Here is a 23068-nt window from a genome sequence, read left to right on the forward strand (position 1 = left end):
TTAACGCTGAGCCAGAAAGCGCTCCCTGAGGCTGTCGAGCAAGGCAGGCGAAACGATCATGTCTTCATGGCAAGACTCGACCCTGAGCGAACTGCCTGGACGCTGACCTCCCGCCAGGGCACTGATGGCCTCCTCCAGCCGCATGACCCGGGCCTCGCTGTAGTCCGCGGACCACCACAGATGCGGGCTGACCCGCAGCGGTCGGTAGCTATAGGCGGCAAACAGACGACGCAGGTCGTTGAACACCGTGTTCACCAGCGCGCTGTCGAACTCGGCCTTGAACAGCGTCACCGCCCGGTCCAGCTCCGCGCGCGGCAGGTCGGTATGGGCGACCATCCAGGCAAAGATGCTGTCCCAGGACAGTTGCGCCTCGTCTCTCAAGCGGCTGCCAATCAGCCCGGCCTGTGCCGGATAGAGCAGGCTCAGCTTGTCGATCACGGCCCGCCATTCGGACTCGGCGGCCACTTTTGCGGCAGGAACCTGCAACTCGACCTGCTGATGCGCGGCATCCTCGGGCGGGGTTGGGTCGAACAGTCCGAGGAAGCTGACCTCTTCGCCCATGGCCTCCAGTTCGCTGGCGGCGTCCATGGCGATGGAGCCGCCCAGGGACCAACCCAGCAAACGATAAGGGCCGTGCGGCTGGACCTGCCTGATATTGCCGACATAACGCTGCACCATGGCCTGCCATGAGGTTTCGCTCCAGTCCTCCTGCATATAGGCCTCGTTCAGCACCCCGTAGACCGCATAACGGTCCTTGAGCCGCGCCGCCAGCGAGAGGTAGCAATAGACGGTCCCGCCCGCCGGGTGGAAACAGAAAACCGGCTGCCCGGTTCCGCCCAGCGCGACGATGTTGTCAGCCTTGGACGCCTGGCGCGTGGTCGCGAACCGGGCCATTTGCTGCACATCGGGCGAAGTGAAGACGGTGTTGAGGCTCAACTCCAGCCCCAAGGCCTGCCTGATCTCACTGACCAGTCGCAAGGCATCCAGCGAATGGCCGCCCAGTTCGAAGAAGTTGTCGGTCAGGCCGACCCGGTCCAGTTTCAGTACATCGGCCCAGATCGCCGCGAGTTGTTGTTCCAGCTCGGTTTGCGGCGCGACATAGGCCTGTTGCACCTGGCTGGCATCGGCTTTGGGCAGGGCCTTGCGGTCCAGCTTGCCGTTCGGCGTCAGTGGCAAGGCCTCAAGGAACAACAGATAAGCCGGCACCATGTAGTCCGGCAGGTTGTCCTTGAGCCGCGCCTTGATGGCCTCACGCAGATTGGCCTGGCGCGCCACATCGAGCGCTACGTCGGTATCGGCCGGCACGATGTACGCCACCAGTTGCTGGCCACCATCGCCGTCCTGCGCCAGGACAAAGGCTTCGCGTACCGCCTCCTGTTGCACCAGTCGCGCTTCGATCTCGCCCAGCTCGATGCGGAAACCGCGCACCTTGACCTGATGGTCGATACGGCCGATGTACTCGATCACCCCGTCGTCGCGATAACGCGTCAGGTCGCCCGTGCGATACAGGCGACCGCCGTCCGTGGCGAATGGATTGGGCACGTACTTCTCGGCGGTCAGCGCCGGGCGGGCCAGGTAACCCCGGGTGACCCCGGCACCGGCCAGGTACAGCTCCGCCGCGCTACCCGCCGGCACCGCTTGCAGGTCCGCGCCGAGGATGTAGCCCTGGGTGTTGCTGATCGCCCGGCCGATATTGGCCCGACCGCCTTTTTCCCGACGGGTATAGGTCGAGTAAGTGGTGTCTTCCGACGGCCCATACAGGTCATAGACGTGCTGCAACCCCGGGTTCTCATAAAGCTTGTCGACCAGGCTCTGCTTCAGCGGTTCGCCGGCCAGGTTGATGATGCGTACGCCATCCGGGATCTGCCCGCCACGCTGCAGAGCGGCAATGGCCGACGGCACGCTATTGATCAGGCGCACCTGATCGCGCGCCGGCAGCTCGGGCAACTCCAGGGCATTACGGGCCAGGACGATATAACCGCCAGCGGACAGGGTAACGAACAGCTCCCACACCGACAGGTCGAAACAGATCGAGGTCGAAGCCAAGACCCCTTGCAGATCCGCCGGGCTGTAAACCTGCAGCGACCAGTCGATCAGCGCCAACACGTTGCGGTGAGCGATGGCCACGCCCTTGGGCAGGCCGGTCGAACCCGAGGTGTAGATCACATAGGCCAGGTTATCCGGGGTCGCCACCGCCTGTGGATTTTCCGCGGAGTACCCATCGAGCCAGCCAGCGTCGGCATCCAGTTGCAGGGTTCGCACGGACTCAAGGGTTGGCAGGACTTCCAACAATGCGCGCTCGGTCAACAGAATCTGCGCCTGACTGTCTTGCAGCATATGGGCCAGGCGATCCTGCGGATAATCCGGGTCCAGCGGCACATAGGCCGCGCCGGCTTTCAGCACCGCCAGCAAGGCCACGACCATTTGCGTCGAGCGTTGCAAGGCCACGCCGACGCGCACCTCAGGCCCGACACCGAGTTCGATCAGCTTGTGCGCCAGGCGGTTGGCCCGAGCATTCAATGCCTGGTAGCTGACACGTTGCTCACCGAAGATCAGAGCCTGGGCATCCGGGGTTTTAACCGCTTGAGCCTGGATCAGCTCATGCACACAGCGCTCGCTCGGGAAATGGCTGGCCGGCGGATTCCATTCATGGAGGATCCGCGACTGCTCGGCGGCCCCCAGCAACGGCAACTCGCCCAGGGACTGCTGCGCGTCGAGCATGATGCCCAGCAGCAGGTTTTCCAGGTACTCGCCCAACCGGGTCATGGCTGCCGGGGAGAACGACGCCAGGGCGTATTTGAACTCCAGGGACAGGCTTTCGCCCACGCCCACCAGCAAGGTCAGCGGGTAGTTGGTCTGCTCAAAGTTGCCCACGCTACCGAAGCGCAATTGTCCTGGCGCGCCCTGCTCCAGGGCTTGCGAGACGGGGTAGTTCTCGAACACCAGGATATTGTCGAACAGGGCTTCGCCACCCAGGCCGGCCCAGCGCTGCACTTCATACAGCGGCGTATGTTCGTAGTCACGCAAGGCCAGGTTGTGGCGTTGCACCGCTTGCAGCCAGTCGCGCGCCGTCATGTCCGGACGTGGCGTGGCCAGCACGGGCAGGGTGTTGATAAACAGACCGATCTGCTGCTCCACGCCTTTGAGTTCCGCGGGACGCCCGGACACCGTGGCGCCAAACGCCACCGTGTCCTGTCCGGTGCAGCGTTGCAGCAACAACAGCCAGGCGGCTTGCACCAGGGTGTTGACCGTGACCTTCTGCTGGCGGGCGAACTCGCCCAGGCGTCGGGTCTGCTGCGCATCCAGGCTGTGCAGATGGGTGGCATGGCCGCTGGCGCTCAACCCCTGCGCAGCCGCCACCATGGACTGGGCCAGGCGGGTCGGCTCGTCCAGGGCCACCAGTTGCTCTTTCCAGAAACGCTCGCTGGCCTGGGCGTCCTGACGCTGCAACCAAGCGATGTAATCGCGGTAGCGACCGGGCACATGGCCCGGCAACTGACCGGCATAACGTTGCAACACCTCGCCGAGCAGCTGCGAGTTGCTCCAGCCATCCATCAGGATGTGATGGTTGGTGTAGATCAGGTGATAACGCTGGTCGTCGATCCGTACCAGGGTCAGGCGCAGCAACGGCGCAGCGCTGAGCTCGAAACCGCGCTGACGCTCGGCATCGGCCAGAGTATCCAGGGCCTCTTGCTGTTGAGGCTGGCCACGCCAGTCATGCTCGACACAGTCCAGCACGATCTGCTTGTGCACGACTTGAACCGGCGTCGATAGCTCGCCTTGCCAGATAAAGCCGCTGCGCAAAATGTCGTGGCGATCGATGGCGTCCTGCCAGGCCTGCTGGAAGCGCCGCGGGTCGAGCCCGTCCACGTCGACCCGCAGCTGGTTGATGTAGTCGCCCGCGGCCTGCTCGTACAGGGTGTGGAACAGCATACCCTGCTGCATCGGCGACAGTGGGTAGAGGTCCTCGATCTGCGCCACCGGCACGGGCAAGCGATCCAGTTGCTGCTGGCTCAGGCCCGCCAGCGGGAAGTCCGACGGCGTCACGCCACGGTGCTGCGGCTGGCTGCAATGCTCGATCAGCGCCCTGAGCTCCTCGGCGTACTCATCCGCCAGGCGCTGGATGGTCGCCGGCTCGAACATCGCCTGGCTGAAGCTCCAGCCCAGGCTCAGCTCGCCGCCATAGACCTGGCCATTGATGCTTAGCCAGTTGCCCAGCGGGGCCTCGGCACTCTGGTCTTCACCCTTGGCTTCACGGGCCGGCGTGAACAGCGCCTGCTCTTCATCGAAACTGGCATCGAACTGGCCCAGGTAGTTGAAGGTGATACGCGGCACCGCAAGAGCGGCCAGGGTCTGCTGGGCAGCCTCGCCCCCCAGGTAACGCAGGGCGCCAAAGCCGATGCCCTTGTTCGGCACGGCACGCAGCTGCTCCTTGATCTGCTTGATCGAGTCGGCCAGGGCCGCCTGCGGTGTCAGCTTGACCGGGAACACGCTGGTGAACCAACCCACGGTGCGGCTCAGGTCGATGTTGTCGAACAGCTCTTCGCGGCCATGGCCTTCCAGTTGCACCAGGGCATTGGCCTCGCCGGTCCAGCGGGTGATAACCCGCGCCAATGCCGTCAGCAGCAGGTCGTTGATCTGGGTGCGGTAGGCCGCCGGGGCATCCTGCAGCAGGCGCTGGGTATCGCGCTTGCTCAGCCGGGTATCGACACTGCACGCGTGCTGGTTCTGCAGCCCGTCGCTGGCGTGATCCCAGGGCAGGCTCGAGTCGACGCCTTGCAGCTGTGCCTGCCAGTAACCCAGTTCCTGTTGCAGGGCCGCGCTGCTGGCATAAGCCTGCAACTGCCCGGCCCAGGCCTGGGTCGAACTGGACTTGGCCGGCAGCGGCCGGTTGCCCAGCAACGCCTGCAGGTCTTCCAGGAGGATCCGCCAGGACACCCCATCCACCACCAGGTGATGGAAGATCAGCAGCAAGCGCTGACTCTGGTCAGCCAGGGTAAAGAGCACGGCACGCAGCAGCGGGCCGTCCTGCAGGTTCAGGCTGCGCTGGGCGCGCTCACTGAATTGCTGCAACGCCTGGTCGTTGGCCACGCTGGCCTGCCACAGCAGTTGCGTCTGCTCGTCGAACTCGGCGAACGCTGCGCTCCAGCCCCCCTCGCCCTCGACAAACCGCAGGCGCAAGGCGTCGTGCTGCACCGTCAGCGCCTGCAAGGCCGTCTCCAGGACAGCCGCTTGCACAGGCTGGGCCGGTTTGAGCAACACCGACTGGTTCCAGTGATGGCGCTCCGGCACCGGGGTGTCGAAGAACCATTGCTGGATCGGCAGCAACGCCATCTGGCCACGCACCGGGCCCTGGTCGATCTGCAACCCGCCCTCGCCCTGCTCCGCCACCGTGGCCAGCCCCTGCACCGTCTGGTGCTGGAACAAGTCCTTGGGAGTGAAGCGGATGCCGGCCTGACGGGCGCGGCTGACCACCTGGATCGAGATGATCGAATCGCCGCCCAGCTCGAAGAAGTTGTCGGTGACGCCCACCTGTTCCAGCTTCAGCACATCGGCCCAGATCGCCGCGATCTGTTGCTCCAAGTCGTTTTGCGGCGCTACGTAGGTCTGCTGCATCAACTGCGCATCGACCTTGGGCAACGACTTGCGGTCCAGCTTGCCGTTCGGCGTCAGCGGCAGTGCTTCGAGGAACAGCAGGTAGGTCGGCACCATGTAGTCCGGCAGGTTTTCCCGCAGGCGGGCCTTGATGCTTTCCCGCAGCTGCGCCTGACGCTCGTTGCTCAACGCCACCTCGGCGTCCACCGGCACGATATAGCCCACCAGTTGCTGGCCGCTCGGCCCTGGCTGTGCGATCACCGCCACTTCCAGTACCGGGTCCTGTTCCAGCAAGCGCGCTTCGATTTCACCCAGTTCGATACGGAAGCCGCGCACCTTGACCTGATGGTCGACACGGCCGACGTATTCCACCAGACCGTCGGTGCGGTAGCGGGTCAGGTCGCCGCTGCGGTACAAGCGCGCACCGCTGGTGCTGTAAGGGTCGGGGATAAAACGCTCGGCTGTCAGCCCCGGCCGGTCCAGGTAACCCCGGGCCACGCCCAGTCCGCCCAGGTACAGTTCGCCCGCCACGCCCACCGGCAACAGGTTGAGGTTGGCATCGGCCACGTAGGCGCTGCGATTGCCGACGATATTGCCGATCGGCGCATAGGCCGCGTCACACGGATCGCCGGCACGGGCCTTCCAGATCAGCGGAGTGACCACGGTTTCGGTCGGGCCGTAGCCGTTGAAGATGTACTTCGGCCGCAGCACGCGCCAGGCCAGGTCATAGCTGGCCTGGGGCACTGCGTCGCCGCCGAAGCAGTAGACCCGCACCGCCGGCGGGTTGCCGTCGCGCTCGGCGTGCACCGCCAGTTGTTGCAGGTACACCGGCGGGAACACCCCCACGGTGACGCCATAACGGTGCATCTGTTCGTAGGTGTATTCCGGCGACCACAGGCTGTCGTCGCGGATCAATACACTGGCACCGTAGATCAGCGGGTGCATCCAGCCTTCATGGGAACCGTCGAAAGCGAAGGACATGAAATGCAGCTCGCAGTCCGCCGGGCTCATTTCATAGCGCTCGCCGGTGGCCAGGCTGTGCATGGCCAGCGGGCCATGGGACACCGCCACGCCCTTGGGCAAGCCGGTGGAGCCGGAGGTGTAGATCACATAGGCGAGGTTTTCCTCGGCCAGGTCTACCTCTGGGCTGGTCACCGGATAGGCCGCAAAATCGGCCGCGCCTTCGACGCTGAGGGTCGGCAAACCGTCCGGGATCGGCAGGCGCTCCAGCAGATGGCTCTGGGTCAGCAACAACCACGCACCGCTGTCCTGCATCATGTAGCGCAGACGGTCCTGGGGGTATTCGATATCCAGCGGTACATAGACCCCACCGGCCTTGAGCACCGCCAGGAAGGCCACCATGATTTCCGCGCAACGCGGCATGGCGATGGCCACCCGCACTTCCGGGCCGACGCCCAGCTCGATCAGCTTGTGCGCCAGTTGGTTGGCCTGAATGTCCAGCTCGCGATAGCTCAGGCACTGTTCGGCGAAGAACACCGCCGGCGCCTCCGGCGCCCTGGCCGCCTGATCGGCGAACAGCTGGTGGACAAAACGCTGGGTCGGATAGACCGCATGCGTGTGATCCCAGTCCTGGCGGATGCCGCGCTGCTCTTCCAGGGTTAACAATGGCAATTCGCCCAGGCCCGTCTGCGGATGCGCCATCAGGCTCAGCAACAGGCTCTGCAAGTGCCCGCCCAACTGCACCATCGACGCCTCGGAGAACGACTCGCGGGCGTAGATGAATTCGAACGACAGGCTCTGGCCCAGATTGACCGCGACCGTCAGCGGGTAGTTGGTCTGCTCAAAGTTGCCCACCGCGCCGAACTGCAGTTGTGCCGGCGCGCCTTTTTCCAGCGCCTCGGACACCGGGTAGTTCTCGAACACCAGGATGTTGTCGAACAGCGCATCGCCACCCATCCCGGCCCAACGCTGCACTTCGTACAGCGGCGTGTATTCATAGTCGCGCAGCGCCAGGTTGCGGCTCTGCACCGCCTGCAGCCATTGGCTCACGGTCATGTCCGGACGTGGCGTGGCCACCACCGGCAAGGTGTTGATGAACAGGCCCACTTGCTGCTCGATGCCCTTGAGCTCCGCCGGACGCCCCGCCACCGTGGCGCCGAACACCACGCTTTCCTGGCCGGTGCAACGCTGCAGCAACAGCAGCCAGGCCGCTTGCACCAGGGTATTGATGGTGACCTTCTGCTGCCGGGCAAATTCGCCAAGGCGTGCCGTCTGCGCCAGGTCCAGCTCGCGATGGTGCTGGCCATGGCCGGCGCCGGCCGGCATCTGCGCGACCCGGGACAGGGCCTGGGTCAGGCGGGTCGGTTCGTCCAGCGCCTGCAATTGTTCTTTCCAGAAACGTTCGCAGGCCTGGGCATCCTGGCGTTGCAGCCAAGCGATGTAATCGCGGTAGCGACCGGGCGCATGGTTCGGCGCCTGGCCGGCATAACGCTGCAGCACTTCGCCGAGCAACTGCGAGTTGCTCCAGCCGTCCATCAGGATGTGATGGTTGGTGTAGATCAGGTGATGACGCTGGTCGTCGATACGCACCAGGGTCAGGCGCAGCAACGGCACCGCATCCAGCTCGAAGCCACGCTGGCGCTCGGCGGCGGCCAGGGCGTCCAGGGCTTCCTGCGGCTGTGGCTGGCCACGCCAGTCGTGCTCGCTGCACTCCAGGGCGATGTGCTTGTGCACCACCTGCAGCGGTGTCGATAGCTCGCCCTGCCAGATAAAGCCGGTACGCAGGATGTCGTGCCGATCGATGGCCGCCTGCCAGGCCTGCTGGAAGCGCAGCGGATCGAGCCCGTCCACGTCCACTCGCAGCTGGTTGATGTAGTCGCCCGCGGCCTGCTCGTACAGGGTGTGGAACAGCATGCCCTGCTGCATCGGCGACAGGGGGTAGAGGTCTTCGACCTGGGCCAGCGCCACCGGCAGGCGGTCCAGCTGCTGCTGGTTCAGGCCAGCCAGCGGGAAGTCCGACGGCGTCGCCCCGCCCTGGCCCGGCTCGCAGCAATGCTCCACCAGGGCCTTGAGTTCCTCGGCATAGTCGTCCGCCAGGCGCTGGATGGTCGCGGCGTCGAACATCTGCGCGCTGAAGGTCCAGCTCAGGCTCAGCTCGCCACCATAGACCTGGCCATCCAGGCTCAGCCAGTTGCTCAGCGGAGCCAGCGGGCTCTGGTCTTCGCCCTTGGCTTCACCGGTAGGTTTGAACAGGGAATCCTGCTCGTCGAAGCTGCCGTCGAACTGCCCCAGGTAGTTGAAGGTGATGCGCGGTACGGCCAGGGCCGCCAGGGCCTGCCGGGCCGCCTCGTCCCCCAGGTAACGCAGGGCGCCAAAGCCGATGCCCTTGTTCGGCACGGCGCGCAGCTGTTCCTTGATCTGCTTGATCGAGTCGGCCAGGGCCGCCTGCGGCGTCAGCTTGACCGGGAACATGCTGGTGAACCAACCCACGGTGCGGGTCAGGTCCAGGTCATCGAACAGCTCTTCGCGACCATGGCCTTCCAGTTGCACCAGGGCGCTGGCCTCGCCGGTCCAGCGGGTGATGACCCGGGCCAGGGCCGTGAGCAGCAGGTCGTTGATCTGCGTGCGGTAGGCCGCCGGGGCGTCCTGCAACAGGCGCTGGGTATGGGCCTTGTCCAGACGCGAACTCAGGCTGCTGGCATGCTGGTTCTGCAACGCGGTCACGGGGCGATCCAGCGGCAGGCTCGACTCGACGCCTTGCAACTGGGCCTGCCAGTACTTGAGTTCCTCTTGCAGCGCCGCGCTTTGGGCATAGGCCTGCATCTGCTCGGCCCAGGCCTGGGTCGAGCTGGTCTTGGCCGGCAATGCCAGGGGCTGATCGGCGCTCAATTGCGCGTGGGCCAGTTGCAAGTCCTCCAGCAGGATCCGCCAGGACACCCCGTCCACCACCAGGTGGTGGATCACCAGCAACAGGCGCTGGCTGCCGTCCGCCAGGCTGAACAGCACGGCCCGCAACAGCGGTCCGTCCTGCAGGTTCAGGCTGCGCTGGGCCTCGATCGCCGATTGCTCCATGGCCTGGGTGCTCTGCGCCGTGACCTGCCAGAGCAGGCTCGGCCGCTGGCCGGCATCGGCGAACCGCGCCGACCAGCCATCGGCCTGCTGGTTGAACTGCAAGCGCAGGGCGTCATGCTGCACCCATAGCGCCTGCAAGGCGTTTTCCACCACTTCGGCGCGCAACGGCTGGGCCGGCTTGAGCAGCACCGACTGGTTCCAGTGATGGCGCTCGCTCATGGACGCCTCGAAGAACCACTGCTGCACCGGCAACAGCGCCGTGCTGCCGCGCACCGGACCCTGGTCGATCCGCACCCCGCCCTCGCCCTGCTCGGCCACCGCCGCCAGACCTTGCACCGTCTGGTACTGGAACAGGTCCCGCGGGGTAAAGCGAATACCGGCCTGGCGCGCGCGGCTGACCACCTGGATCGAGATGATCGAGTCGCCGCCCAGTTCGAAGAAGTTATCGGTGACCCCCACCTGTTCCAGCTTCAGCACATCGGCCCAGATGGCGGCGATCCGTTGCTCAAGCTGGCTCTGCGGCGCCACATAGACCTGTTGCAGCTGCTGCGCATCGACCTTGGGCAGGGCCTTGCGGTCCAGCTTGCCGTTCGGCGTCAGCGGCAGCGCCTCGAGGAACAACAGGTACGCCGGCACCATGTAGTCCGGCAGATGTTCTTTCAGGGCAGTCTTGATGCTTTCGCGCAGGGCCAGTTGCGCGTCACCGGCAACCGCCGCCCCGGCATCGCTCGGCACGATATAGGCCACCAGTTGCTGGCCGTTTTCACCGTCATGGGCCAGGACGAAGGCTTCGCGCACCGCCGCCTGCTGCACCAGCCGTGCCTCGATTTCCCCCAGCTCGATACGGAAGCCGCGGATCTTCACCTGATGGTCGATACGCCCGATGTATTCGATCACCCCATCGGCGCGGTAACGGGTCAGGTCGCCGGTACGGTACAGCCGGCCACCGTCGCTGGAGAACGGATTGGGCACGAACTTCTCGGCGGTCAGCCCCGGGCGCGCCAGGTAACCACGGGTCACCCCGGCACCGGCCAGGTACAACTCGCCGGCGCTGCCCACCGGTACCGGTTGCAAATCCGGGCTCAAGATATAGCTCTGGGTATTGCTGATGGCCCGGCCGATATTGGCCTGGCCGCCGGCCTCGCGCCGGGTGTAGGTCGAGTAGGTGGTGTCTTCCGAAGGACCATACAGGTCGTAGACATGCACCAGCCCCGGCTGCTGGTAGAGGCTATCCACCAGCGCCTGCTTCAGCGGCTCGCCCGCCAGGTTGATGATCCGCACGCTGGGCGGAATCTGCCCGCTGCGTTGCAGCGCAGCGATCGCCGAAGGCACGGTGTTGATCAGCCGTACCCGGTCGCGGTCCGCCAGTTCCGGCAACTCCAGGGCGTTACGCGCCAGGACGATGGAGCCACCGCTGGACAGGGTCACGAACAGCTCCCACACCGACAGGTCGAAGCAGATCGAGGTCGAAGCCAACACCCCTTGCAGGTCATCGGCCCAGTACACCCGGCTGGACCAGTCGATCAGCGCCAGCACGTTGCGATGGGCAATCGCCACGCCCTTGGGCAAGCCGGTGGAACCGGAGGTGTAGATCACATAGGCCAGGTTGTCCGCGGTCACTCGCGGCGCCGGATTGTCGAGCGAATAAGCGTCCAGCCAGCCCGGCTGCGCATCCAGTTGCAGGGTCTGCAAGGACTCCACGGAAGGCAGCAGAGACAGCAATGCGCTCTCGGTCAGGAGGATCTGCGCCTGGCTGTCGCGCAGCATATGGGCCAGGCGGTCCTGTGGATAATCCGGGTCCAGCGGCACATAGGCGCCCCCGGCCTTGAGCACCGCCAACAGGGCCACGACCATCTCTGGGGTGCGCTGCAAGGCCACGCCAACCCGCACTTCAGGCCCCACACCCAACTCGATCAACTTGTGCGCCAGACGGTTGGCCCGGGCATTGAGTTCCCGGTAGCTCAGGCTTTGCCCGGCGAACAGCAGGGCTTCGGCCTCGGGGGTTTTCAGTGCTTGCGCTTCCACCAGTTGCTGCACGCAGCCATCGCAGGGGAATTCACCCGTGGCCGGGGTCCACTCGTGCAGCAACTTATTCTGCTCGGAGGCCGCCAGCAGCGGCAGATCCCCCAGGCGTTGGCGCGGCTGCTGGACAATGCCCTGCAGCAACTGCACCCAGGACAGGGCCAGGCGCTCGATGGTCGACGCCTCGAACAGGTCGGTGGCATAGGTCATGGACGCCCACAGGCCATCGTCGGACTCGAAGGTGTCCAGGGTCAGGTCGAACTGGGTACTGCTCTCCTCGCCGCTGAGCATCTCCACCTGCAAGCCGGGCACCACCAGCCCCCGGGCGCCCTGGCGGGCGGCGGCCTGGTGGTTGAACAGCACCTGGAACAACGGGCTGTAGCTCAGGCTGCGCTCCGGGTTCAGGGCCTCCACCAACTGTTCGAAAGGCAGGTCCTGGTGCTCCTGGGCTTCCAGGGCACGGCCTTTGACCTGACCAAGGAAGTCGCTGAAGCTCGATTGCCCGTCGACCTCGGCCTTGAGCACCTGGGTATTGACGAAGAAGCCGATCAGGCGCTCGGTCTCGACCCGGTTGCGGTTGGCGGTGGGTACGCCAACGCGGATATCCGCTTGGCCGCTGTAGCGGTGCAGCAGCACCTGGAACGAGGCCAGCAACAGCATGAACAGGGTCACCCCTTCGCGCTGCGCCTGTTGCTTCAAGGCGCCCGGCAACGCGCCGTCCAGGCTGATGCCCAGGCGCGCGCCGCGGTGGCTTTGCTGCAACGGACGGGGATGGTCCAGTGGCAGGTCCAGCACCTGGGTGCCGCCTTCCAGTTGCCGCAGCCAGTAGCCCAATTGACGTTCACGCTCGCCGGCGTCCATCCATTGCCGTTGCCAGGCCGCGTAGTCCGCGTACTGCACCGCCAGCGCCGGCAACTCGGCCGACTGCCCCTGGGCATGGGCGCCATACAGCTGGATCAGCTCCTCGACCATCAGTTGCATCGACCAGCCATCGGAGACGATATGGTGCTGCACCAGCACCAGCACATGCTCGTCCGCCGCCAGGCGCACCAGGGTGGCCCGCAGCAAAGGCCCCTGGCGCAGGTCGAAGGCCTGGCGTACCTGGGCCTCGATCACCTGCTGGATCAATTGCTCGGCGTTGCCGGGTTCCACCAGCAGGGACAGGTCCTGCCGGTCGATCCGCAAGCGGGTCTGGGCCTCGATCACCTGAGTCAGGCCCTGGGGGCCCTCGACAAAGCGCGTACGCAGGGTTTCATGGCGAGCGATCAGGGCATCGAAGCTGCTCTGCAGCGCCGCGTCATCCAGGGCGCCGCGCAGGCGCAGGGCCATGGGGATGTGATAGGCGCTGCTGTCGGCATCCAGTTGCCAGAGGAACCACTGGCGTTCCTGGGCATAGGAGACCGCCAGGGGCTGCTGGCGATCCACTAGGGGAATCGCTTCCAGCGCGGCCGGGGTTTCAGCTGCCAGCAGACCCACGAAGTGTTCCAGCGACTCGCCTTCGAAGAGCCGTTTGAGAGGCGCCTCGATGCCCAGTTCCTGGCGCAGCCGCGACATCACCTGGGTGGCGAGCAGCGAGTGGCCGCCCAGTTCGAAGAAATTGTCGCTCAGGCCCACCCGGTCCAGTTTCAGCACATCGGCCCAGATCCCGGCCACCTGTGCCTCAAGTTCCGTGCGCGGGGCCACATGGGCGCGCTGCCGCAAGCCGCTGTCGACAGCGGGCAAGGCACCGCGATTGAGCTTGCCGTTGGCGGTCAGCGGCAAGGCCGGCAGGAACAGCACGTGGGCCGGCACCATGTACGCCGGCAGATGCTCACGCAACCCGGCCTTGAGGTGTTCGCGCAGGGTCAGTTGCGCGTCGGCCAGGGCCGGGTCGTTCCAGGCCAGGTCATTCCAGGCCGGGCCAGCCGGCACCACATAGGCCACCAGTTGCGGACCGTCCGGCCCCTCCTGGGCCAGGACCACCGCCTCGCGCACCGCCGGCAGTTCCAGCAGGCGTGCTTCGATCTCGCCCAGTTCGATGCGAAAACCGCGGATCTTCACCTGATGGTCGATGCGACCGATGTAGCCGATCGAACCATCGGCCTGGTAACGCGCCAGGTCGCCGGTACGGTACAGGCGCGCGCCAGGTTCGCCGAAGGGGTCCGGGACAAACCGCGCGGCGCTCAGGTCGCCGCGGTTGAGGTAGCCCCAGGCCAGCCCGGCGCGCCCGACATACAGCTCACCGATGCAACCCTTGGGCACCGGTTGCAGATTGCCGTCCAGCAGGTACCAGGACATGTCGGGAATCAGCTCGCCGATCGGACTGGCCCCCGCCAGCGTCACGTCAGCCCGGGACAGCGGGCGGTAGGTGACATGCACCGTGGTTTCGGTGATGCCGTACATGTTCACCAGCTGCGGCTGGCGGTCGCCAAAACGCTGGAACCAGGGTTGCAGGGTATTGACCTCCAGGGCCTCGCCGCCGAACACGATGTAGCGCAGCGCATGCCCCTGTTCGGCGGCGCAGGCCACGTGCATCAACTGGCGGAAGGCCGACGGCGTCTGGTTGAGCACCGTGACCCCTTCGGCGCAGAGCAGCGGGTAGAAGTCCTGGGCCGAGCGCGCCACCTCCTGGGGCACGATCAACAGGCGCCCGCCATGCATCAGGGCACCAAAGATCTCCCACACGGAGAAGTCGAAGGCATAGGAATGGAACAGGCTCCAGACATCCCGCGGGCCGAAGCGGAACCAGTCGGCGGTCGCCGCGAACAGCCGCAGCACGTTGTGATGGGGCTGCAAGGTGCCCTTGGGCTTGCCGGTGGAGCCTGAGGTATAGATCACATAGGCCAGGTCCTGCGGGGTCACCCCGACCTCGGGGTTGTGCACCCCGTAGTCCTCGAGCGGCTGCTCGAGCAACAGGGTGCTGCCGGCAAATGCCGGCAGCCCCTGGCGCAGAGGCGCCTGGGTCAGCAGCAGCCTGATGCCGCTGTCCTGCATCATGTGTTGCAGACGGTCCTGAGGATAGGCCGGGTCCAGCGGCACATAGGCACCGCCGGCCTTGAGGATCGCCAGCAGGCCGATCAGCATCTCCAGGCCACGCTCCGCCGCCAGCCCCACCAGCACATTGGGCCCCACGCCCTGCTCGATGAGTTTGTGCGCCAGGCGGTTGGCCCGTTCATTGAGCTGCCGGTAGTCCAGGTGCTGCCCCTGGAACGTCAGGGCGATGGCCTCGGGCGCCTGCGCCGCCTGCGCCTCGATCAGCTGGTGCACGCAGGCCGTCGAGGGGAATGCCTGCGGCTGCGGATTCCACTGGGCCACGATCCGCGCCTGCTCCCCGGCGTCGAGCATCGGCAACAGGCCAATGCGCTGCTCTGGCTGGCGGACCATGCCCTGCAGCAACTGGCGCCAGTGGCTGGCCATCTGCTCGATGGTCGCGGCATCGAATACGTCGGTCGCATAGATCAGCGCGGCGGCGATCCGGCCCTGGGTCTCCACGGTGTCCAGGGTCAGGTCGAACTGCGCCGACTGCCCCGCCGAGTCCAGGGCTTCGATGCCCAGGCCCGGCAGGCTGAAGGCGCCGGCTGGAGCCGCGGCCTCGACCTGATGGTTGAACATCACCTGGAACAGCGGGTTGTGGCTCAGGCTGCGCTCCGGTTGCAGCGCCTCCACCAATTGCTCGAAAGGCAGGTCCTGATGCGCCTGGGCCGCCAGGGCGGTTTGCCGCACCTGCTGCAAAAGTTGGCTGAAGGACATCTGCCCGTCGATCTCGGCCTTGAGCACCTGGGTATTGACGAAGAAGCCGATCAGGCGCTCGGTCTCGACCCGGTTGCGGTTGGCGATGGGCACCCCGACGCGGATATCCGCCTGGCCGCTGTAGCGGTGCAGTAGAACCTGGAACGAGGCCAGCAACAGCATGAACAGGGTCACCCCCTCACGCTGGGCCAGGCTGCCCAGGGCTTCACTCAACGGCTGCTCCAGGATCAGCTCCAGGCGCGCGCCGCGATGGCTCTGGACGGCCGGACGCGGACGATCCAGCGGCAGTTCCAGCAGGGGCTGCTCGCCCCCCAGCTGGGCGGTCCAGTAGGCCAGTTGCCGCTCCTTCTCACCGGCTTCCATCCAGTTGCGCTGCCAGATGGCGTAGTCGGCGTAGTGGATCGGCAGCGGCGGCAGCTGGGGCTGTTGCCCCTGGCTGTAGCCGATGTAGAGGCTCATCAACTCATCCACCATGACCTGCATCGACCAGCCATCGGAAACGATATGGTGCTGGGTCAGGACCAGCACATGGTCGTCCTCGGCCACTCGCAACAGGCCGACCCTGAGCAAAGGCCCTTGCAGCAGATCGAACAACTGCCGGGTCTGGGCCTGCACGAAGCCCTGCACCGCGCTGTCGATCTCGCGTTCATCGGCCATGGCCGGCAGCGACTGGCGGGCGATTTCCAGGCGCACCTCGGGCAGCACCACTTGCACCGCCGCGTCGGCGTCCTCGACGAAATGCGTGCGCAGGCTTTCATGGCGGGCAATCAATGTGTCGAAGCTGCGCTGCAAGGCCTCCACGTCCAGCCGGCCACGCAGGCGCAGGGCCTTGGGGATGTGATAGGCGGTGCTGTCCGGCGCCAGTTGCCAGAGAAACCACTGGCGTTGCTGGGCATAGGAAAGCGGCAGGCGCGCCTGGCTCAGGCGCACCTGCGGAATCGGCAGGTTGGCCGGGGAAATGCCCTGCTCCAGCATCTTCTGCAGGTAGACCTTGCGCTTCTCCAGCGGCAGCAGGATGAAGCCTTTGACAATCTTCAACGCGGTGGCGTTATCCATTACACGGCCTCCATTTCGTCGAGCAACAGCGCCAGCGCACTCAGGTCGGTGCCCTGCGCCTGGCCCGGGGCCTGCTGCAACTGGCTGACGAACAGCCCCAGGGTTGGAAATTCGAACGCCATCTGCACACTGACTTGACGCCCAAGCTTGAGCTGGACTCGAGAGACCATCGCGGTTACCAACAAGGAATGCCCACCTGATTCAAAGAAGTTATCGTTCATGCCCACTCGCTCGACTTCGAGCACCTCGGCCCAGATCGCCGCGACCTGTTGTTCCAGCTCGCTCTGCGGCGCGACATAGGCCTGCTGCAACAGGCTGGCGTCGGCCTTGGGCAGGGCCTTGCGGTCCAGCTTGCCGTTGGGGCTCAGCGGCAGCGCTTCCAGGAACAGCAGGTGCGCCGGCAGCATGTAGTCCGGCAGCACCGCCTTGAGCGCCGCTTTCAACTCGTCGCGCAACCGGGCCTGGTCGTCCTGGCTCTGCGCCGCGACGCCTTCTGCGGCGACCAGATAAGCCACCAACTGCGGACCTCCCGCCCCTTCCTGGGCCAGCACCACGGCTTCGCGCACTTGCGGTAGCTCCAGCAGACGGGCTTCGATCTCGCCCATCTCGATCCGGAACCCACGGATCTTCACTTGGTGGTCGATACGCCCGGCGTAATCGATCACACCCTCGGCGTCGTAGCGCGCCAGGTCACCGGAGCGATACAGGCGCCCGCCGTCCTGGCTGAACGGGTCGGGGATGAAACGCTCCGCCGTGAGACCTGGGCGATCGTGGTAACCCCGGGCCAACAGCTCGCCGCCGATCATCAGCTCGCCGGTGGCGCCCTTGAGGGTCAGGTTGCCGCTGTTGTCCAGCAGGTAGATGGAACGGCCCGGCAGGCCCTTGCCCAGGGGGATCTGGCTCGGCAGGGTTGCGTCGTCCCGCAGGTAGCGGCTGCAGTCATGGGCGGTGACACTCACCGTGGCCTCGGTGGGCCCGTAGGTATTGAGCAGGCAAACGTCCTTCAACCCGGCCTTTTTCCACGCGGCCACGCCTTCGGCCGCCATGGCTTCGCCGCCCAGGTTGAGCTGGCGCAGGCGCCCGAAGTCCCGGGGTTCGCGGCTGGCGTAATCCTTGCCGAGCATGAACCAGTAGGCGGTGCTCAAGTCGACGATGCTGATGCCCTGCCCGATCAGCTCACGGTAGAAGGTCTCGCTGTCCCACAGGTCCTTGCCACGGATCACCACCGAGGCGCCGCAGATCAGCGCCGGGTACAGCTGCTCGACGAAGGCGTCGAAGTTGAAGGTGGAGAACTGCAGCCCGCGATCCTCAGCGGTCATCTTGAAATAATCCCGGGAAACCTGGGCGTGCCGGCTCAAGGCAGCGTGGCTGATATCCACGCCCTTGGGCCGCCCGGTGGAACCGGAGGTGTACATCACGTACGCCAGGTTGCCGGCCTGGGCCCGCGAGCGCGGATTGTCCAGGGGGTAGCCGTGCAGGCTGTGCTCATGCAGGTCCAGGCACAGGTGCGGCACCGCTACGCCATCCTTCAAGCGTTCAAGCAGTGGCGCCTGGGTCAGCAAGAGCTGGATGCCGCTGTCCTGCATCATGTAGTGCAGGCGGTCCTGGGGGTATTCAGGGTCCAGCGGCACGTAGGCGCCACCGGCCTTGAGCACCGCCAGCAGGCCGACAATCATGTCCAGCCCGCGCTCCACGGCGATACCGACCCGGACATCCGGACCGATGCCCTGCTCGATCAGCTTGTGGGCCAGTTGGTTGGCCCGCTGGTTGAACTGGCCGTAGCTCAGTTGCCGGTCGCCACACAGCAGTGCCACGGCATCCGGGGTGCGCTGGGCCTGGGCCTCGATCAACTGATGGACAGACTGCGGCGCCAGGTCCCGCGCCGGGGTCCGGCCGAGCTGCTCGTCGATCAGCCGACGCTCGGTGGCGCCAAGCAACGACAGCTCGCCGATGCTGCCCTGCGGGCTCGCCAGCATGCCCATGAGCAGTTGCTCCAGGTAGCCGGCCAGTTGCTGGATGTCCGCCTGGGCAAAATGCTCGCGGGCATAGCTGTAGTCGAAGGCCAGGGTCTGCCCCAGGTAGACCGACAGGGTCAACGGGTAGTTGGTCTGCTCGTGGTTGGCCGCCACGCCGAAGCTCAACTGCGCCGGAGCGCCTTGTGCCAGGGCTTCGGACACCGGGTAGTTCTCGAACACCAGGATGTTGTCGAACAGGGCTTCGCCACCCAGGCCGGCCCAGCGCTGCACGTCATACAACGGCGTGTGTTCGAAATCGCGCAGGGCCAGGTTGCGTTCCTGCACCAGCTGTAGCCAGGCGCTGGCGGCCATGTCCGGCCGCGGCGAGGCCACCACCGGCAGGGTGTTGATAAACAGGCCGATCTGCTGCTCCACGCCTTTGAGTTCCGCGGGACGCCCGGACACCGTGGCGCCAAACACCACCGTGTCCTGCCCGGTGTAGCGTTGCAGCAACAACAGCCAGGCGGCTTGCACCAGGGTATTGACCGTGACCTTCTGCTGGCGGGCGAACTCGCTCAAGCGCTGGGTTTGCTGCTCGTCCAACTGCTGCTGGTAAGCCCCATGGCCTTTGTCCACGGTGCTCGGCCCGCTGCGGCCGATGGCCTGGGCCAGGCGGGTCGGCTCGTCCAGGGCCGCCAGTTGCTCTTTCCAGAAGGCCTCGCCGACCTGCGCATCCTGGCGCTGCAACCAGGCGATGTAGTCGCGATAGCGGCCTGGCGCCGCCCCCGCCGATTGCCCCGAGTAACGTTGCAGCACTTCGCCCAACAACCGCGAGTTGCTCCAGCCGTCCATGAGGATGTGGTGGTTGGTGTAGATCAGGTGATAACGCTGGTCGTCGAGACGCACCAGGGTCAGGCGCAGCAACGGCGCCGCCGCCAGGTCGAAACCGCGCTGGCGCTCCTGCTCGGCCAGGGCGTCCAGGTCCTCGGCCGCCGATGCCACGGCACGCCAGTCATGCTCGACACAATCCAGGGCGATGCGCTTGTGCACCACCTGGATCGGCGCCGGCAACTCGCCCTGCCAGAGGAAACCGCTGCGCAGGATATCGTGACGGTCGATGGCCTCTTGCCAAGCTTGCTGGAAGCGCTCGGGATCGAGCCCGTCCACATCCACCCGCAACTGGTTGATGTAGTCGCCGCCCTGCTGCTCGTACAGGGTGTGGAACAGCATGCCCTGCTGCATCGGCGACAGCGGGTAGAGGTCCTCGATCTGCGCTACCGGCACGGGCAAGCGATCCAGTTGCTGCTGGCTCAGGCCCGCCAGCGGGAAGTCCGACGGCGTCACGCCACGATGCTGTGGCTGGCTGCAATGCTCGATCAGCGCCTTGAGTTCCTCGGCGTAGTCATCCGCCAGGCGCTGGATGGTCGAGCGCTCGAACATTGTCTGGCTGAAGCTCCAGCCCAGCTTCAACTGACCGCCATAGACCTGGCCATTGATGCTTAGCCAGTTGCCCAGCGGGGCCTCGGCACTCTGGTCTGCGCCCTTGGCTTCGGCGCTTGGGGCAAACCAGGCATCCGGCTCGTCGAAGCTGGCGTCGAACTGGCCCAGGTAGTTGAAGGTGATACGCGGCACCGCCAGCGCCGCCAGAGTCTGCTGGGCAGCCTCGCCCCCCAGGTAACGCAGGGCGCCAAAGCCGATGCCCTTGTTCGGCACCGCGCGCAGTTGTTCCTTGATCTGCTTGATCGAGTCGGCCAGGGCCGCCTGCGGTGTCAACTTGACCGGGAACACGCTGGTGAACCAACCCACGGTGCGGCTCAGGTCGATGCTGTCGAACAGCTCCTCGCGGCCATGGCCTTCCAGTTGCACCAGGGCGCTGTCGCTACCGGTCCAGCGGGTGATGACTCGGGCCAGCGCGGTCAACAGCAGGTCGTTGATCTGGGTGCGGTAGGCCGCCGGGGCATCCTGCAGCAAGCGCTGGGTATAGGCCTGATCCAGCTCGGTGCTGACGCTCAGGGCATCCTTGATCGCCACCCGATCCGTTACCCGGTCGCAGGGCAGGCCCGACTCGACGCCCTGCAACTGCGCCTGCCAGTAACCCAGCTCCTGCTGCAGTGCCGTGCTGCTGGCATAGGCTTGCAGTTGCCCGGCCCAGGCCTGGGTCGAGCTGGTCTTGGCCGGAAGCCGGATGGCTTGCCCGGCCGCTTGCTGCACCAGGGCCCGATGCAGGTCTTCCAGCAGCACCCGCCAGGACACGCCGTCCACCACCAGGTGATGGATCGCCAACAACAGACGCTGGGTGCCGTCCTGCAAGGTGCAGAGCACGGCACGCAGCAAAGGCCCCTGTTGCAGATTGAGGCTGCGTTGCGCCGCGTCGCACAGCGTTTGCAGCGAATCTTCAGTGGCATCGTCCACCAGCCACAGCAGCGCATCGGCTTGCATCGCGGCCAACGGTGCCGAAGTCACCGGCGCCGACGGCGCATAAGTCGCGCTCCAGGCTGCGCCTGCTTCGACGAAATTCAGGCGCAGGCCGTCGTGGTGTTCGAGCAAGGCGTGCAAGGCGTGCTCCAGCGCCTTGGCACTCAGGGCTTTCAACGGCTTGAGCAGCACTGACTGGTTCCAGTGATGACGCTCCGGCACCGGGGTGTCGAAGAACCACTGCTGGATCGGCAACAGCGCGGTGCTGCCACGCACCGGGCCCTGGTCGATCTGCAACCCGCCCTCGCCCTGCTCCGCCACCGTGGCCAGCCCCTGCACCGTCTGGTGCTGGAACAGGTCCTTGGGAGTGAAGCGGATGCCGGCCTGACGGGCGCGGCTGACCACCTGGATCGAGATGATCGAATCACCGCCCAGCTCGAAGAAGTTGTCGGTGACGCCGACCTGCTCCAGCTTCAGCACATCGGCCCAGATCGCCGCGATCTGTTGCTCCAGGTCGTTTTGCGGCGCCACGTAGGTCTGCTGCATCAGTTGCGCATCGACCTTCGGCAGTGACTTGCGGTCCAGCTTGCCGTTCGGTGTCAGCGGCAGCGCTTCGAGGAAAAGCAGGTAGGTCGGCACCATGTAGTCCGGCAGACTCTCCCGCAGCCGCGCCTTGATGCTCTCGCGTAACTGCGCCTGACGCTCGTTGCTCAACGCCACCTCGGCATCCACCGGCACGATGTAGCCCACCAACTGCTGGCCGCTCGGCCCGGGCTGGGCAATCACCGCCACTTCCAGCACCGGGTCCTGCTCTAGCAAGCGTGCCTCGATCTCGCCCAGTTCGATACGGAAGCCGCGCACCTTCACCTGATGGTCGACACGGCCGACGTATTCCACCAGACCGTCAGTGCGGTAACGGGTCAGGTCGCCGCTGCGGTACAGCCGCGCCCCGCTGGTGCTGTAAGGGTCGGGGATAAAACGCTCGGCCGTCAGCCCCGGCCGGTCCAGGTAACCCCGGGCTACACCGAGGCCACCCAGGTACAGCTCGCCCGCCACCCCAACCGGCAATAGGTTGAGGTTGGCATCGGCCACGTAGGCGCTGCGATTGCCGACGATATTGCCGATCGGCGCATAGGCCGCATCACACAGATCGCCGGCCTTGGCCTTCCAGATCAGTGGGGTGACCACCGTCTCGGTCGGGCCATAACCATTGAAAATGTACTTCGGCCGCAGCACGCGCCAGGCCAGCTCATAGCTGGCCTGCGGCACCGCATCGCCGCCGAAGCAATAGACCCGCACCGCCGGCGGGTTGCCGTCGCGTTCGGCGTGCACCGCCAGCTGTTGCAGGTACACCGGCGGGAACACGCCGACGGTGACGCCATAACGGTGCATCTGTTCGTAGGTGAATTCCGGCGACCACAGGCTGTCGTCGCGGATCAGCACGCTGGCGCCATAGATCAGTGGATGCATCCAGCCTTCATGGGAGCCGTCGAAAGCGAAGGACATGAAATGCAGCTCGCAGTCCGCCGGGCTCATTTCATAGCGCTCGCCGGTGGCCAGGCTGTGCATGGCCAGCGGGCCATGGGACACCGCCACGCCTTTGGGTAAGCCGGTGGAACCGGAGGTGTAGATCACATAGGCGAGGTTTTCCTCGGCCAGGTCTACCTCTGGGCTGGTCACCGGATAGGCCGCAAAATCGGCCGTGCCTTCGACGCTGAGGGTCGGCAAACCGTCCGGGATCGGCAGGCGCTCCAGCAAGTGACTCTGGGTCAGCAACAACCACGCGCCGCTGTCCTGCATCATGTAGCGCAGGCGATCCTGGGGATACTCGATGTCCAGCGGCACATAAACTCCACCCGCCTTGAGCACCGCCAGGAAGGCCACCATGATTTCCGCGCAACGCGGCATGGCGATGGCCACCCGCACTTCCGGGCCGATGCCCAGCTCGATCAGCTTGTGCGCCAGCTGGTTGGCCTGAATGTCCAGCTCGCGATAGCTCAGGCGCTGCTCGGCGAACAACACCGCCGGCGCCTCCGGTGCCCTGGCCGCCTGGTCGGCGAACAGTTGGTGGACAAAACGCTGGGTCGGATAGACCACATGCGTGTGATCCCAGTCCTGGCGAATCCGCCCCTGCTCCTCCCGGCCCAGCATCGGCAGCTCGCCAATCGCCTGTCGCGGTTCGAGCATGCCTTGCAGCAGGTTGCGCCAGTGATCGGCGAAACCCTCGATGGTCGACACCTCGAACAACTCAGCGGCATAGATGA

At 65.7% G+C, this 23068-nt stretch carries 2 protein-coding genes (1 of these 2 running past the window's edge); both read right to left on the reverse strand.

Going from position 1 to position 23068, the window contains the following annotated elements:
• Positions 1-16434 (reverse strand): non-ribosomal peptide synthase/polyketide synthase, encoded by a 16434-nt coding sequence (locus tag BMY68_RS24390; RefSeq protein WP_345788662.1) that lies wholly within the window; start codon positions 16432-16434, stop codon positions 1-3.
• On the reverse strand, positions 16434-23068 hold the 3' portion of the coding sequence (locus BMY68_RS24395) for a non-ribosomal peptide synthetase (RefSeq protein ID WP_085533878.1). 4525 nt of this gene lie beyond the right edge of the window; only the last 6635 of its 11160 coding nucleotides appear in the window; the start codon falls outside the window, past its right edge; it ends in the stop codon at positions 16434-16436. Before BMY68_RS24395 ends, BMY68_RS24390 begins: the two co-directional genes overlap by 1 nt.

The sequence above is a fragment of the Pseudomonas sp. NFACC41-3 genome (genome assembly GCF_900109505.1).
GTDB lineage: Bacteria > Pseudomonadota > Gammaproteobacteria > Pseudomonadales > Pseudomonadaceae > Aquipseudomonas > Aquipseudomonas chlororaphis.